Here is an 11,925-nt window from a genome sequence, read left to right on the forward strand (position 1 = left end):
AGGTCCGTCAAGTGGACGAGGAGGAATACGAAGGTGATCGCAGCGATCACCGCGAGTGACACGAGGGGTGACGGTGACGGGGGATTTTGACGCACCGATGCACCCTTTTCTCACCGTGGATGATCTCGGCGACAAGCCGGTCACACTGCGTTGACCTGCGGAAATACGGAGGCGATCGATCCAGCCGGCGCCAGGGCCGGGATCGGCGGCGCCGGCCGGGGAGGTTACCGGAGGACGTGATCACAATCATGCTCAATACACAGGAAACTCAATGCTTGCTGTACCCCACGTATCTGCCCAGGTGGAGGAGGGTGTGCGCCGGGTGGAGGAGAGCTCAGTGCTCCGCACGGCCGATGCGACCGCGGGTGCCCTTGGAGACCCGGTGCACCAGCCCGCGTGGGGCATGCCGGACGGCGAAGGTCGTCAGCTTGTACTTCCAGCCGGGCACGCTGACCATCTTGCCCTTCCGCAGGTCCCGCAGCCCGACCCGGACGACGTCCCGCGCGTCCATCCACAGCCACTCGGGGGTCTTCGACGTGTCGATCTCGGCCCGCTGGTGAAACTCGGTGCGCGTGTACCCCGGGCACAGCGCCATCACGCGCACGCCCATGCGGCGCACCAGTTGTGCCTGCGACTCGCTGAAGTTGGTCACCCAGGCCTTGCTCGCCGGATACGTCGAGCCGGGCATCAGCGCCGCGAAGCCGGACACCGACGAGACGTTGACGATGTCACCCCGGCCGCGGGCGGTCATCATCGGCAGGGCCGCCAGGGTCAGGCGCATGACCGCGTGGACGTTGATCCGGAGGAGCAGCTCCTCGAGCTCGACGGTCGAGCGCGGGAACGACCGGTTGAGACCCATCCCGGCGTTGTTGACCAGAAGGTCGACGGGCCGCTCCTGGTCGGTGAGACGTTCGGCGACGGCGTCACACCCGGCCGGGGTGGAGAGGTCCGCCGGCAGGGCGGCGACGTCGACGGCGGAGAGCTCCCGCGCCATGCCTTTCAGCCGCTCTTCGTCCCGGGCGACGATGATGAGGTCGTACCCTTCGGCGGCCAGTTCCCGCGCGAAGGCGGCCCCGATGCCGGCGGTGGCCCCGGTGACAAGCGCGGTTCGCCGTTCGGTCACGGCGGCAATCTACTCCTGTTCAGCCCAAAAAGTTGACCTTGGTCGACATCCGTGGCCCCTGCCACCGAATCCACCAAGGTCAACGACATCAGGACGTCGGCGGGACGGGCGGCTCCCACTCCTGCTGGACAGTGCGGAAGTACGGGTGCGACTTCGGCAGCGCCAGCAGGATGATCGCAACCAGGATCGCGATCACCGTCAGCACGCTCAGGACCATGGTCACCGGCTGGTACCAGCCCGGGACCTCGGAGTAGAGCAGCTCGTTGTACCGCTCCCAGGTCGGCAGGGACGGATCGTTCTTGCGGGCCTGCTCCCAGAATGTCGAACCGAGCATCGCGAAGCCGAACGCGCCGATCGTGCAGCACAACGCGAGACCGCCCACCACCCAGGTGAGAATGCGGGCGACCTGCTTGCCCTGGCCGACGAAGAAGGCGAGGAGGCCCAGCAGGACCGCGATCACCAAGCCGACGACGATCGAGACGACCGAGGACACGCCCTGGCCGGCGTTGGCCTGGGAGGTGCCCTCGACGGCCCTCTTCGCGCCCTCCGCGAGCTTGCCCGCGTAGACGGCGCCGAGAATGACGTAGATCAGTTCGAGCGCCGCCGCCGCGTAGAGCAGATTGACGGCGAGGCTGACAGTGGACGGACGGACACGTGGCGCCGACGCGGGGACGGCGGATGTCATCGGATCTCCTCCCGTGGTTCGTTGAGGATCACCGTATCGATGTCCGGCTAATCACGCAGCCGCTCCGCGGCATACCGTCCCAGGGTCGTGCTCCCCATGATGCAGCCGTTGAAGGTGGTAACGGCGTCGTCCTGCCCGGCCAGGCGCTGCCAGGCGGCCCGGCCGGCGTCGGCGTCGATGTGCGTGAGCAGCTCGGCGGCGAACACCCGGCCGGCCGGGGTCGCCTTGCCGAGCAGGGCCTCCAGCTTGGGGCGCAACTGTGCGCCGTGCTGCCGGAGGCCTTCCTCGATCGCGAAGTAGGCCTTGGTGGCCGGCGGGAGCGTGCCGGCGATACCCACCCCGCCGAACGCCAACGTGTCCGCATCGGCGAGAAGCCGCAGTTCGTCCTCGAACGCGCCGCGCTTGGTCCTGAGCATCGCCCCTACACCTCCATGTGCGATCAACCGGCCGACACGGTCAGCGCCTTCTTGTCGTCCGCCAGGTCGACGACCACCTTGTCGCCGTCTCGGATCGCTCCGCCGAGCAGCGCCTTGGCGAGCTGGTCGCCGATGGACGTCTGCACCAGGCGGCGCAGCGGGCGTGCGCCGTACACCGAGTCATACCCAAGACTCGCCAACCAGTCACGCGCGGCGTCGGTGACGTCGAGCAGCAGGCGTCGTTCGGCGAGCCTCCGGCCCAGCGCATTGAGCTGGATCTCAACGATCGCACGCAGGTCCTCCTGCGACAATGCGTCGAACACCACCATGTCGTCGAGCCGGTTCACGAACTCCGGCTTGAAGTGCTGCCGGACCGCGGCGATCACCGCGTCGCGACGCTGCTCGGCGTTGAGCGTCGGGTCGTCGGCCAGCACGTCCGTGCCGAGGTTCGAGGTCAGGATCAGGATCGCGTTGCGGAAGTCGACCGTGCGGCCCTGCCCGTCGGTGAGGCGGCCGTCATCGAGCACGGCGAGCAGCACGTCGAAGACGTCGGGGTGGGCCTTCTCGACCTCGTCGAGCAGCACGACCGTGTACGGCCGGCGGCGGACCGCCTCGGTGAGCTGGCCGCCCTCCTCATAGCCGACGTAGCCGGGCGGGGCGCCGACGAGCCGGGCGACCGTGTGCTTCTCGCTGTACTCGCTCATGTCGATGCGGACCATGGCCCGCTCGTCGTCGAAGAGGAACTCGGCGAGGGCCTTCGCCAGCTCGGTCTTGCCGACGCCGGTCGGGCCGAGGAACAGGAAGCTGCCGGTCGGGCGGTCCGGGTCGGAGATGCCGGCCCGGGCACGGCGCACGGCGTCGGAGACCGCTTGGATCGCCCGGTTCTGGCCGACCACGCGGGTGCGCAGCGACTCCTCCATGCGCAGCAGCTTCGCCGTCTCACCTTCCAGGAGGCGACCGGCCGGAATGCCGGTCCAGGAGGCGACCACCGCGGCGATGTCGTCGGCGGCGACCTCCTCCTTGAGCATCGCACCCGCCGCCTGCAGGCCCTCGAGCTCCCGTTCCGCCTGGGTGAGCTCGTGCTCGAGCTGTGGGATCACGCCGTACCGCAGCTCCGACGCCTTCGCCAGGTCGATGTCGCGCTCGGCGCGCTCGGCCTCGCCGCGGAGCTGCTCCAACTGCTCCTTGGCGTTGGAGATCTTCTGGATGTGGGCCTTCTCGTTCTGCCAGCGGCCGGTGAGCTCGGTGAGCTGCTCGCGCCGGTCGGCGAGCTCGGCGCGCAGCCGCTGGAGCCGCTCGGCGGAGGCCGGGTCGGGCTCCTTCGCCAGGGCCATCTCCTCGATCTCGAGCCGGCGCACGCTGCGCTCGACCTCGTCGACCTCGACGGGCCGGGAGTCGATCTCCATGCGGAGCCGTGAGGCGGCCTCGTCGACGAGGTCGATCGCCTTGTCCGGCAGGAAGCGTTCGGTGATGTACCGGTCGGAGAGGCTCGCGGCGGCCACCAGCGCGGCGTCGGTGATCCGCACGCCGTGGTGGACCTCGTACCGCTCCTTCAACCCGCGCAGGATGCCGATGGTGTCCTCGATCGACGGCTCGCCGACGAGCACCGGCTGGAACCGCCGCTCCAGCGCGGGGTCCTTCTCGATGTGCTCGCGGTACTCGTCGAGCGTGGTCGCGCCGACCATCCGCAGCTCACCGCGGGCGAGCATCGGCTTGAGCATGTTGCCGGCGTCCATCGAGCCCTCGCCCTTGCCGGCGCCGACGACCGTGTGCAACTCGTCGAGGAAGGTGATGACCTGCCCGTTGGAGCCCTTGATCTCTTCGAGGACGGACTTGAGGCGCTCCTCGAACTGCCCCCGGTACTGCGCGCCGGCGACCATGGCGCCGAGGTCGAGGCCGACGAGGCGCTTGTCGCGCAGGGACTCCGGCACGTCGCCGGCGACGATCCGCTGGGCCAGGCCCTCGACGATCGCGGTCTTGCCGACGCCCGGCTCACCGATCAGCACGGGATTGTTCTTGGTGCGGCGGGAAAGTACTTGAATGACGCGGCGGATCTCCGAGTCGCGGCCGATGACGGGGTCGATCTTGCCGTCGCGAGCGGCCTGCGTCAGGTCGACGCCGTACTTCTCCAGCGCCTGGTAGGTCTGCTCCGGATCGGCGCTGGTGATCCGCCGGTCGCCGCCGCGAACCTGCGGGAACGCGGCCACGAGCGTCTGCTCGGTGGCGCCGGACTCCTTCAGCAGCGCCGCCACCGCCCCGCCGACCTGGGCGAGGCCGGCCAGCAGGTGCTCGGTGGAGGTGTACTCGTCGCCGAGCGGGCGGGCGATCTGCTCCGCCGCCGCGATCGCGTTGGCGAACTCGCGGGCGACGTTGGGCTCGGCGACGCTGGCGCCGCGGGCGCTCGGCAGCCGGTCGACCGCGTGCAACGCGGACCGGCGCACGTTCGCGGGGTTGGCGCCGACGGCCCGCAGCAGGCTCGCGGCGGTCGACCCGCCGGTGTCCAGCAGTGCGAGCAGCAGGTGCCAAGGCTCGACGGTCGCGTGTCCGCGCTGGCTCGCCGCGTCCACGGCGGCCTTGATGACCTCGCGACTCTTGGTGGTCAGGCGTTCGGCGTTCATGGGCTCCTCGTTCCAGTGCTACCCGTTCTGTGGGTATGACACCTACGAGGTTGAGTCTATTCCACTCAAGTCTCATCGGGCTATCCGGCGGCGACCGCAACTCGCGACCAGTCGCAGTTGGGCTGCGTCTTTTCCGTAAGAGTGCACAGCCAAACCTCGCCCGACTGTTGGGCCGGGTAGCCGAGAATGGTGGTCGCGTCGAGCCGGCGCAGCCGGAAGACCGTGCGGGCGGCCTCGTCGCGGACACGCTGGGTCAGGCTGACGAGCCAGACGCCCTGGCCGCTGGCGACCAGCAGGTTGCCGCCGCCCAGCACTTCGGCGCTGTAGATCTCGGCCACCTCACGCACGGCGGTCGCCTCGGTCCACTTGCCGACGCCGGTCCGCATCGCGGCAAACCGGCCGCCGACGAGCCAGACCGCGGAACCGCCGGGATTCACCGCGAGGCGCGGCTCCACGGTCGGGTCCGGCGGGTGGACGCTGCCCTCGGAAACCCAGTGCTGCCCCTTGTCGACGCTGGTCCAGACACTGATCGTGGCGACGGGCGGGTTGGCCGTGCCGTCCACGGCCTTGGCCGACAGCCAGAGCTTGCCGTCATCAGCGGCGGCGAGGCTGGTGAAGACGTGGTTGCCGGCCGGCTTGCCGGGCAGCGCGGTGCGGACCCCGTTGTCCGCGACCTGGGTCAACTGCCGGGTCGGGCAGTCACTGGCGCCGACCTCTGGGCAGTTCGCCTGGTACCTCGGCTCGGCGAGGTTGAGCTCGGACGGCGGCGGCTCGAGCGGACGCTTCTCAAACGTGCGCCCGGTGTCGCGGGAGACGTAGTAGCCGCTCGGCGGAGCCTTGACGATGAGCACGTTGCCCCGCCCGAGCCGCATGTCGACCTCGGTGGCGGCGTCGAACGGCAGCTTGCGGGCGACCCAGCTAAAGCCGCCGTCGAGCGTCAGCACCAGCCCGGCATTGCAGGCCAGACCCGCGACGCACGAGGTGAACAGGGCGTATCCGGTGTCGGCGTCGGTGAACTCGACGGCGCGCGGCGACGTGCCCTTCGGCACCGGCACCACGGATCGCCGGTTGTGCGGGTCTTCGCTGCCGGTCGGGGCAGGGGGAAGCTCCTCGTAGGAGACATCCGGGGCAGGCTCCTCGGACTGCGCGGACTTGTCGGGCCGGCAGCCGCCCGCGGTGAGTGTCACGCCCAGAACGGCGGCCAGCGCGACGGCCACGGCTCGCCTGCGGGCTGCTACCAACGCCACCACCAGAAACGCCGCTGGTAGCGCACGCACACGCTGCTGCTGCGCAGCTCGCCGTTGATCCGCAGGACGACGCCGAATCCATGCGTGTCGTAGGCGGCCGGCACCTTCAGCCGCACGCTGCTCGAGTGATTGTCGAGGCCGTCGACGTCGGCGGAGCCGCCCCGGGGCAGCACCAGGTCGATCGAGCTGGCCTTGGCCTGGATCTGGACCTCGACCTCGTTGTGCGTGAACACGGCCTCGGTGAAGTCGAGCTTCACCGAACCGGAGCGGGTCTCGATGCTCAGGCGGCGCGGCACCGTCCAGCGGCCCTTGCGCTTGAGGCTCGACGCGCGGCTGCGAATGGGCAGGACGTCGGGCACCCTGGCCGAACTCTGCACGGGAAGGTCGCCGACATAGGGCTCGAGCTCGCCGTGGGTGCGGGACCGCAGGACGCCGTCGACGCGCTCCTCGAACTCGGCGAGCGTCAGCCGGCCCTCGGCAACCGCCGCGTTGAGCTGGGCGACGACGGTCTCACGCTCGGCATCTGAGAGTCGCATGTCCGGGCGCTCGCTGCTCACGACGACACTGTAGACCTCCGGCCAGTCGTTGACATCCCAGGTTTTTGCGCGATCGGAAGCGGGAAATTTCCTGACTTTTGGCCGTATCCGGAGGGTAACCAAGCTCTTCGGCTCTTCCGCAGCCGCTAGGTGGCGGGCTACGGTGTCGCCGAACCCAGGACCCCTGGCGATGACAAACCCGCTGGCCACGGGAGCAGACGGTGAGCGTGCAACAAGCGGGTTTCCGAGGCTTCGCGAACCCGGTCGACCCTACTCCGGCCGAGCTGCGCGCGTGGGCCTACCACCCCGACGCGGCCGTGCTGCAGACGATGCCGCCCGACTGGGATCTGCTGGTGGCCGGCGACCGGCTGGTCGGCACGCTGTTCGACCTGGCCATGGACCCGGCGTGCCCGGCCCGCCGATTCGCGCTGCATTGCCTGTACATCTACGCCGCCGACGGCATCCGCACGCACTTCCGCGCCCACCCGAAGCGGCGCCTGAAGAAGTTCGTCGAGCAGGCCGAGGAGCACGGCGACGAGTTGCTGACCACGTGGGCGCACAACACTCGGATGCTGCTGGCCCGGCCCGAGCTGTTCGAGTATCACGACTGGTGTGAGGGCGGCCTGGTCCGCTCACCCCGCCGATTGAGTTGAAGGACGCCGCGAACGGCGTCCTTCAACTTGACCACACCCCTGCGCGTCCGCCCCGGTCAGCCTCCGGAACATCCGCACCATTCCCTGCGGTCAGGGTGCCCTGCGGGGCGCCCCGTCAAACGTCACATCGCGTCCCTGCGAGTGGGACGCCAGACGACCAGAGCAGTCCGGCGCTGGTCCGACGGCACCAGGTCGCGGCGCGGGAACCCCGCCGCCTCGACCTGGGCCAGTCTCGCCCGGGTCTGCATCAGCTCGGCCTCCAGCTCGACCACCCGCTGCCGCAGGTCGCCGACGATCCCTTCGAGCTCGATGATCCGCTTGATGCCGGCGAGGTTGACGCCCTCCTCCTGACTCAGCCGCTGCACCTCCCGCAGCAGTGCGACGTCGCGCTCGCTGTAGCGGCGCCCGCCGCCGGTGGTGCGGCCGGGCTGCACCAGGCCCATGCGGTCGTACTGCCGCAAGGTCTGCGGGTGCATCCCGGCCAGCCGGGCCGCGATGGAGATGATCAGCACCTTGGCGTCGGAAACCGCCTCGAAGCTGAAAAAGATCTCCCGCTCCTCGCCGATGTCATCGCTCATAGCTACTGCGCTCCCGTGCGATCGCGTCGAGCCGCTCGCGCGGCGCCGGCGGCGCCGCAGCCGCGAAGTCGGACAGCGCCTTCCGGGCCTCCTCGGACAGCTCGGACGGCACGTGGACGTCGATGGTGACCAGCAGGTCACCGACATTGCCGTCGCGCCGGGCGACGCCCTTGCCGCGCACCCGCAACGTCCGGCCGCTGGGCGTGCCCGGCGGCACGCGCAGCGTCACGGTCGCGTCGAGCGTCGGCACGCGCAGGTCGGCACCGAGGGCCGCCTCCGCGAACGTCACCGGCACCGTGAGCGTCAGGTCGTCGCCGGACCGGCCGAAAACCGGGTCGGATCGGACCTTGATCAACACGAACAGGTCACCGGCCGCGCCGCCGCGCGCGCCCGGCTCGCCCCGGCCGGCCAGCCGGATGCGCTGGCCGTCGGCCACCCCCGGCGGGATCCGCACGTTGATCGTGCGAGTCTTGGTGATCCCGCCGGTGCCGACGCACTCGGGGCACTTCTCGTCGACGATCGTGCCGACACCCTGGCACTCCCGGCAGGGCTCGGTGAAGCTGAACGAGCCCTGGTTGCTGCTCACCACGCCGAGCCCGCGGCACTTCGGGCAGGTCCGCGGGGACGAGCCGGGCGCCGCACCGTCGCCGTGACAGGTTTCGCAGGTGCCGGGCGTGCGCAACGTGATCGGCAGCGTGGCGCCCTGCACCGCGTCCGCGAAGTTGAGCACGACCTCGGTCTCGACGTCGCGGCCCCGGCTGCGCCGGCTCGTTGCCGGGCCGGCCGCCCCGCCCCCTCCGCCCGAAAAGATCGAGCTGAACAGGTCGGAGAAGCCGGCTCCGCCGAACCGGCGGTCACCGCCCGCCGTGGTGGTTCGCGGTCCGGCCCCGTTGCCGAACAGATCATTGAAGTCGAACCCCGGACCGCCAGCACCGGCCGGACCGCCCGCACGCGCGTTGCGGCGGAACTGGCCCGCGCCGAAGAGCGACCGCATCTCGTCGTACTCCTTGCGACGGCGCTCGTCGGAGAGCACGTCGTAGGCCTCGGACACCGCCTTGAACCGCTCCTCGGCCGCCGCGTTGTTCGGATTGCGGTCGGGGTGCAGCTCACGGGCGAGTTTGCGGTACGCCTTCTTGATCTCGTCGGTGGAAGCGGATTTGGTGACGCCCAGAACCGCGTAGAAATCCTTCTCCAACCAGTCCTTCGAACTCATCGCGCCACCTCCTCCAGGTGTTCGTCTACTCCGGGTCGGCGACCGCGACCATCGCCGGTCGCAGCAGCCGCTCGCCGAGAAGGTAGCCGCGACGCATCACGTCGACGCATGTGGGCTCGGTCACCTCGGCCGAGGTCAGGTGGGCCACCGCCTCGTGGCGGGTCGGGTCGAACGGGTCGCCCTTCGCGCCGAAGACGGTCAGCCCGAACTTGGTGAGTGCCGTGGTCAACTGGTCCGCGACCGCACCGAACGGTCCGACCAGGTCACCGTGATCGCGCGCCCGGTCGAGGTCGTCGAGCACGGGCAGCAGTGCGCCGAGCACGTTGCCGGTGGCCTGCTCGACCACCAACGCCCGGTCCCGGTCGACCCGCTTGCGGTAGTTCGCGTATTCGGCGGTGACCCGCTGCAGGTCACGGGTGCGCTCGTCGAGCTCGGTGCGCAGCGCCGCCAGCTCGGCACCGAGGCCGTGCTGGTGCGCGTCGTCGGTCGTGCCCTGCGCGGCGGCGCCGTGCGGGGCGGCCCCGTCGACCTTGCTCGGCTCGTCCGCGTGCACGGTGAACGGCTCGTCGACGATCTCGCCCTCCACCGGAGCGTCGTCCGCCTGGACGTCGCCCGCCGGTGATTCGGCGGTCGCGGCCGTGGGGTCATCCGTCTTGGTCGTCTCGACCTCCACGTCAGCCTCCTCCGCGGTCGTTGGCGCGGCGTTCGCCGCGGGCGAACCCGCGGTGTCCACCGGCTCGTCATCCTTGGTCGTCACAACGCGCTCCGCCGGCTCTTCCGAGCCGGCGGCGCGGGCTTTGCCGGTCACTTCTTGTTGTCCTCGTCAATGATCTCGGCGTCTACGACGTCGTCCGGCCCGGGCTTGCCGGCCTGCGGACCGCCCTGGGCACCCGCACCGGCGGCGTCACCGCCGGCTGCGGCCTGCTGCCGCTGCTGCTCGTAGAGCGCGCTGCCGGCCTGCTGGGAGACCTGCGCCAGCTTCTCGTGCGCGGCCTTGATCCGCTCGGTGTCGTTGCCGCCGAGCGCGGAGCGCAGGTCGCCGAGCGCCTCGTTCATCTGCTCGCGGGCGTCCGCCGGGATCTTGTCGCCGCTCTCGGCCAGGAACTTCTCGGTCTGCCACTGCAGGGCCTCGGCGAGGTTGCGGGTCTCCGCCTCCTCGCGACGACGCTTGTCATCGTCGGCGTGGTCCTGCGCGTCGCGCATCATCCGCTCGATGTCGTCCTTCGGCAGCGCGGAGCCGCCGGTGATCGTCATCGACTGCTCCTTGCCCGTGCCGAGATCCTTGGCGGACACGTGCACGATGCCGTTGGCGTCGATGTCGAACGTGACCTCGATCTGCGGCACGCCGCGCGGCGCCGGCGGGATGCCGGTCAGCTCGAAGGTGCCGAGCCGCTTGTTGTAGGCCGCCATCTCACGCTCGCCCTGGAAGACCTGGATGAGCACAGAGGGCTGGTTGTCGTCGGCGGTGGTGTAGACCTCCGACCGCTTGGTCGGGATGGTCGTGTTGCGCTCGACCAGCTTGTGCATGATGCCGCCCTTGGTCTCGATGCCGAGGGACAGCGGGGTGACGTCGAGCAGGAGGACGTCCTTGACCTCGCCCTTGAGGACACCGGCCTGGAGGGCCGCGCCGACGGCGACGACCTCGTCGGGGTTGACGCCCTTGTTGGGCTCCTTGCCGGTGAGCTGCTTGACCAGGTCGGTCACGGCCGGCATCCGGGTCGAGCCGCCGACCAGGATCACGTGGTCCAGCGACGACACGTTGATGCCCGCGTCCTTGATCGCCTGCTCGAACGGGACCTTGGTGCGGTCCAGCAGGTCCTGCGTCATCCGCTGGAACTCGGCCCGGGAGAGCTGGGTGTCCAGGTGCAGCGGGCCGTCGGGGCCGGCGGTGATGTACGGCAGGTTGATCGACGTGGTGGTGGCCGCCGACAGCTCGATCTTGGCCTTCTCGGCCGCCTCCTTGAGCCGCTGCATGGCCATCTTGTCGGCCGACAGGTCGATGCCGTGCTGGCCGCGGAACGTCTTCACCAGGTGGTCGATGATCCGCTCGTCCCAGTCGTCACCACCGAGGTGGTTGTCACCCGAGGTCGACTTGACCTCGACGACACCCTCGGCCAACTCCAGGACCGACACGTCGAAGGTGCCGCCGCCGAGGTCGAAGACCAGGACGGTCTGCTCCTTGGAGCCCTTGTCCAACCCGTAGGCCAGCGCGGCGGCCGTGGGCTCGTTGACGATGCGCAGGACGTTGAACCCGGCGATCTCGCCGGCCTCCTTGGTGGCCGTGCGCTGCGAGTCGTTGAAGTATGCCGGCACGGTGATGACCGCGTCGGTGATCTGCTCGCCGAGGTAGGCCTCGGCGTCACGCTTGAGCTTCATGAGCACCCGCGCGGAGATCTCCTGCGCGGTGTACTTCTTGCCGTCGATGTCGATGGCCCAGTTGGTGCCCATCTCCCGCTTGACCGAACGGATGGTCCGGTCGGGGTTGGTGACGGCCTGGCGCTTGGCGACCTCACCGACCAGCACCTCGCCGTTGCGGGCGAACGCGACGATGGACGGCGTCGTGCGCGCACCTTCGGCGTTGGCGATGACGCTGGGCTCGCCGCCCTCCAGGACACTGACCACCGAGTTGGTGGTTCCGAGGTCGATGCCGACCGCACGTGCCATAGCTGCTTGACCTCCAAGTGACAGTCGGCGAGGAAGCCGGCTGCAAAGTTGAGTGACTGCCACTCAATAGTGCCACGAGACTCACGATCGTCAAGTCCGACCTTGAGCGCGTCCGGCGCAACTTCTCACACGCCGGACGGACTCGGGGTGAGATTGCGCTGGGTTACATCGATGGCTGCGCGCATTGCATGG

General features: G+C 69.7%; 11 protein-coding genes. 1 reads left to right on the forward strand and 10 read right to left on the reverse strand.

The window, feature by feature from the left end; translation table 11 throughout:
• Nucleotides 1-334 precede the first annotated feature (334 nt).
• The 6 genes from Drose_RS38300 to Drose_RS38325 form a co-directional block, all read right to left on the reverse strand.
• On the reverse strand, nt 335-1,132 hold the full coding sequence (locus Drose_RS38300; protein WP_260729959.1) for an SDR family NAD(P)-dependent oxidoreductase: 798 nt from the start codon (nt 1,130-1,132) through the stop codon (nt 335-337).
• A gap of 79 nt (nt 1,133-1,211) precedes the next feature.
• Nucleotides 1,212-1,808 (reverse strand): hypothetical protein, encoded by a 597-nt coding sequence (locus Drose_RS38305; RefSeq protein WP_260726067.1) that lies wholly within the window; start codon nt 1,806-1,808, stop codon nt 1,212-1,214.
• A gap of 47 nt (nt 1,809-1,855) precedes the next feature.
• Complete coding sequence (locus Drose_RS38310) at nt 1,856-2,224, reverse strand: hypothetical protein (RefSeq protein ID WP_260726068.1); 369 nt, start codon at nt 2,222-2,224, stop codon at nt 1,856-1,858.
• 23 nt (nt 2,225-2,247) lie between these two features.
• Nucleotides 2,248-4,842, reverse strand: coding sequence for an ATP-dependent chaperone ClpB (gene clpB / locus Drose_RS38315; RefSeq protein WP_260726069.1), 2,595 nt, complete (start codon nt 4,840-4,842; stop codon nt 2,248-2,250).
• Between the two features lie 80 nt (nt 4,843-4,922).
• The gene (locus Drose_RS38320; protein ID WP_260726070.1) at nt 4,923-6,119 is read right to left on the reverse strand and encodes a beta propeller repeat protein; all 1,197 of its coding nucleotides are present in this window, start codon (nt 6,117-6,119) and stop codon (nt 4,923-4,925) included.
• The gene (locus tag Drose_RS38325; protein WP_260726071.1) at nt 6,077-6,646 is read right to left on the reverse strand and encodes a DUF1707 SHOCT-like domain-containing protein; all 570 of its coding nucleotides are present in this window, start codon (nt 6,644-6,646) and stop codon (nt 6,077-6,079) included. The genes Drose_RS38320 and Drose_RS38325 overlap by 43 nt, the downstream gene beginning before the upstream one ends.
• Nucleotides 6,647-6,846: 200 nt before the next feature.
• On the opposite strand from Drose_RS38325, the gene Drose_RS38330 reads away from it, so the two are divergent.
• Complete coding sequence (locus Drose_RS38330) at nt 6,847-7,278, forward strand: hypothetical protein (protein ID WP_260726072.1); 432 nt, start codon at nt 6,847-6,849, stop codon at nt 7,276-7,278.
• Nucleotides 7,279-7,400: 122 nt separating this feature from the next.
• Here Drose_RS38330 and Drose_RS38335 read toward each other — a convergent pair whose 3' ends face one another.
• Genes Drose_RS38335 through dnaK form a run of 4 tightly spaced genes read right to left on the reverse strand, consistent with a single transcriptional unit; the run spans nt 7,401 to nt 11,733 of the window.
• Entirely contained in the window at nt 7,401-7,856 is a 456-nt protein-coding gene (locus Drose_RS38335; protein WP_260726073.1) for a heat shock protein transcriptional repressor HspR, read from the reverse strand.
• Nucleotides 7,846-9,069 (reverse strand): molecular chaperone DnaJ, encoded by a 1,224-nt coding sequence (gene dnaJ / locus Drose_RS38340; RefSeq protein WP_260726074.1) that lies wholly within the window; start codon nt 9,067-9,069, stop codon nt 7,846-7,848. Before dnaJ ends, Drose_RS38335 begins: the two co-directional genes overlap by 11 nt.
• A gap of 25 nt (nt 9,070-9,094) precedes the next feature.
• Nucleotides 9,095-9,826 carry a nucleotide exchange factor GrpE gene (grpE, locus tag Drose_RS38345; protein WP_260726075.1) on the reverse strand — a complete coding sequence of 244 codons (732 nt, stop codon included), beginning with the start codon at nt 9,824-9,826 and terminating at the stop codon, nt 9,095-9,097.
• 47 nt (nt 9,827-9,873) lie between these two features.
• A complete protein-coding gene (gene dnaK, locus Drose_RS38350; protein WP_260726076.1) occupies nt 9,874-11,733 on the reverse strand; it encodes a molecular chaperone DnaK in 1,860 nt (619 codons plus the stop codon).
• Between the last annotated feature and the right edge of the window lie 192 nt (nt 11,734-11,925).

Origin of the sequence: Dactylosporangium roseum (genome assembly GCF_025264685.1) — a bacterium.
In the GTDB taxonomy this organism is placed as follows: Bacteria; Actinomycetota; Actinomycetes; order Mycobacteriales; family Micromonosporaceae; genus Dactylosporangium; species Dactylosporangium roseum.

Excerpts from the sequence above, each read along its gene's own strand:
- Drose_RS38305 (WP_260726067.1), bottom strand. The coding sequence starts at position 1,808 with ATGACATCCGCCGTCCCCGCGTCGGCGCCACGTGTCCGTCCGTCCACT.
- Drose_RS38310 (WP_260726068.1), bottom strand. The coding sequence starts at position 2,224 with ATGCTCAGGACCAAGCGCGGCGCGTTCGAGGACGAACTGCGGCTTCTC.
- clpB (WP_260726069.1), bottom strand. The coding sequence starts at position 4,842 with ATGAACGCCGAACGCCTGACCACCAAGAGTCGCGAGGTCATCAAGGCC.
- Drose_RS38335 (WP_260726073.1), bottom strand. The coding sequence starts at position 7,856 with ATGAGCGATGACATCGGCGAGGAGCGGGAGATCTTTTTCAGCTTCGAG.
- dnaJ (WP_260726074.1), bottom strand. The coding sequence starts at position 9,069 with ATGAGTTCGAAGGACTGGTTGGAGAAGGATTTCTACGCGGTTCTGGGC.
- dnaK (WP_260726076.1), bottom strand. The coding sequence starts at position 11,733 with ATGGCACGTGCGGTCGGCATCGACCTCGGAACCACCAACTCGGTGGTC.